Origin of the sequence: Paracoccus sp. M683 (assembly GCF_007096355.1) — a bacterium.
Classification (GTDB): domain Bacteria; phylum Pseudomonadota; class Alphaproteobacteria; order Rhodobacterales; family Rhodobacteraceae; genus Paracoccus.
The window spans coordinates 1-2,639 of sequence record NZ_VKDF01000044.1 but is presented as its reverse complement, the minus strand read 5'-3'; the positions used below and the strand labels follow the sequence as shown (position 1 = coordinate 2,639).

The 2,639-nt window shown below is 63.3% G+C and carries 2 protein-coding genes; both read right to left on the bottom strand.

Annotated elements, in window-relative coordinates; translation table 11 throughout:
• Window positions 1–49: 49 nt before the first annotated feature.
• The gene (gene istB / locus FNJ84_RS21580; protein WP_143795255.1) at window positions 50–943 is read right to left on the bottom strand and encodes an IS21-like element helper ATPase IstB; all 894 of its coding nucleotides are present in this window, start codon (window positions 941–943) and stop codon (window positions 50–52) included.
• Window positions 940–2,427 carry an IS21 family transposase gene (gene istA, locus FNJ84_RS21575; RefSeq protein ID WP_185968647.1) on the bottom strand — a complete coding sequence of 496 codons (1,488 nt, stop codon included), beginning with the start codon at window positions 2,425–2,427 and terminating at the stop codon, window positions 940–942. The genes istB and istA overlap by 4 nt, the downstream gene beginning before the upstream one ends.
• Window positions 2,428–2,639: the final 212 nt, after the last annotated feature.

The following is a 2,639-nucleotide window of genomic DNA, read 5'->3' as shown; positions in this document are numbered from 1 at the left end:
TATAGCGCGACAATCTGGGTGAGACGCGCGCGACGATCTGGATGAGATTCTATGTCGCGGCGTCTTCGACGATAGCATCTTGATTGTCGCTGGCAAGTTCCTCTTTCGTTTCTGATTGTCGCGCCGCGTCAATCAGCGGCGTGTTGTTGATGGTGGCGAATGAGGCCGGCCTTCCGCGCTGCCGTTTGGCCTCGAGGGCGGCACGCCGTCGGTAGCTTTCGACGTTCATCTCGAAGATGGTTGCGTGGTGAACCAGCCTGTCGACGGCGGCCAGCGTCATGGCGGGGTCCGGGAAGACCTTGTTCCATTCTCCGAAGGGCTGGTTGGCGGTGATCATGATGGATCGCCGCTCGTAGCGCGCCGAGATGAGTTCGAAGAGCACGCTGGTTTCGGCTTGGTCCTTGGTGACATAGGCGAGATCGTCGAGGATCAGCAGGTCGAACTTGTCGAGTTTCGTGATGGCGGTCTCGAGCTGTAATTCGCGACGGGCGACCTGCAGCTTCTGCACGAGATCAGTCGTTCTGGTGAACATGACCCGCCAGCCGTTCTCGATCAGCGCCAGGCCGATGGCCGCCGCAAGGTGGCTCTTGCCGCCGCCGGGCGGACCGAACATCAGGACATTGGCTCCCTTGGCGAGCCAGCTGTCTCCCGCCGCCATGGCCATGACCTGCGCTTTCGAGATCATCGGGACGGCCTCGAAGTCGAAGCTGTCGATGGTTTTTCCGGGCGGCAGATGGGCTTCGGCCAGATGTCTTGCCGTCCTGCGATGGACACGTTCGGCCAGTTCGTGTTCGGCGATCGCGGAGAGGAAGCGCGCGGCGGGCCAGCCTTCCTTGTCCGCCTGCCGCGCGAACTCGGGCCAGAGGGTCTTGATGGTGGGTAACCTCAACTCGTTCAGCATGATGCCGAGGCGGGCTTCATCGATGCTATGATCGTTCTTCATGCGAGCTCTCCCGTCATGGCTGGAGCTGCGACAAGAGCCTCATAGCTTCCCAAGGAGACCTGTTGCACCGAGACGACCGGCAATTGAGCCGGGTCCGGGGCGAACTTTGCCCGCAACGCAACAAGGTCAGGGAGGCCGCCGGCCTTGAGCACCCGGGCCAGCTCACCGGCCAATTCGCTTTCGCAGCCGCGATCATGGGCGAGCGCAAGCAGTTCGACCGTGACCTTGCAGGCCTGCCGGTCAGACAGGTGCTCGCAGAGCGCTTCAAAGGCCCGCCGATATTCCTGCCGGGGAAAGAGCTTGTCGCGATAGACCAACCCCAGCAGCGCCATGGGCTTCTTGCGCAGGGAATGGATGACATGGTGGTAGTTCACAACCTGGTCATGCTTGCCGTTGGCCTGCGCGCGGCCGCGGGGCAGCGTCAGCAGCTGTGTGCCGCCGATGAAGACCTCGAGGCGGTCATCGAAGAGGCGCACACGCAGCCTGTGGCCGATCAGGCGGGAGGGGACGGTGTAGAACACCTTGCGCAGGGTGAAGCCGCCGGTCGAGGAGACGGTGACGATCACCTCCTCGAAGTCGGTGCTGCGGCGCGCGGGAAGTCCCTGCAAATGGGGACGTTCCGCCGCAATGCGTTTGCCATGGGCCGCGTTCCGGCGACTGGTGATCTCGTCGATGAAGGCCCGGTAGCCGCCAAGATCGGCAAAGTCGCAACTGCCGCGCATCAAGAGCGCGTCCCGGATCGCGCTCTTGAGATGGCCGTGGGCGCTTTCGATCGAACCGTTCTCATGCGCCACTCCCTTGTTGTTGCGGGTCGGCTTCATCCGGTAATGGGCGCAGAGCGCCTCATAGCGTGTCGTAAGGTCAGTCCGCGCATCGCTGTCGAGATTGCGGAAGGCCGCCGACAGGCTGTCGCTGCGATGATAATGCGGCGCAGCCCCCACCGACCACAACGCATTCTGAAGCCCCTCCGCCAGGGCGACGAAGCTCTCCCCGCCGAGGATGACATGGGCATGCTCGAACCCCGACCATGGCAGCCGGAAGTGGTAGAGCAGATGATCCAGAGCCTGGCCCGCAATGGTCACGCCGATCGGTCCCATGTCCGTAAAATCCGACAGGCCGAGCCGACCGGGCTCGTGAACCTGCCGGAAGATCACCTCCTGATCTTCCCCATGTTCAGCCCGCCAGGCGCGGATCCGGCGCTCCAGCGTCCGGCGAATGCCCGGGGACAGTTCAGGGTGGCGGCGCAACATCTCCTCGTAAACAGCCACCGGACGGATGCCCGGCGCAGATTGCAACAAGGGGACAACCTCGGCATCGAAGATGCGCTCCAGCGGGTCTGGCCGCCGCCGTTCCCGAGACTGCGTCTTCTGCGACGGCAATTGCGGATCCTGCACGATACGATAGCCCGTCGCCCGGCTCATCCCGGCCTTGGCCGCAGCGGTTCCGATGGGGTGGTCTTGTCTCAACTTCATGAAAAGTCTCATCTGATGATCGGTTACATGGCGCCCCGGCACAAAGGTGGGTCTCCCTTCCTGGAAACCACCAGTGTAGCGGGCCGACCGCGATCACAGACCCCGGAACAGGGCGAAGCGGCGGGTGTGTGCCTCCGGTCGGGCTACGCCCTCCCTCCGACACACACCCGCCGCAGAGTCTCATCCTGATTGACGCGGAATCTCATCCTGTTTGTCGCGCCGCA

Coding starts and splice junctions, on each gene's coding strand:
- istB (WP_143795255.1), bottom strand. CDS start 943: ATGAAGAACGATCATAGCATCGATGAAGCCCGCCTCGGCATCATGCTG.
- istA (WP_185968647.1), bottom strand. CDS start 2,427: ATGAGACTTTTCATGAAGTTGAGACAAGACCACCCCATCGGAACCGCT.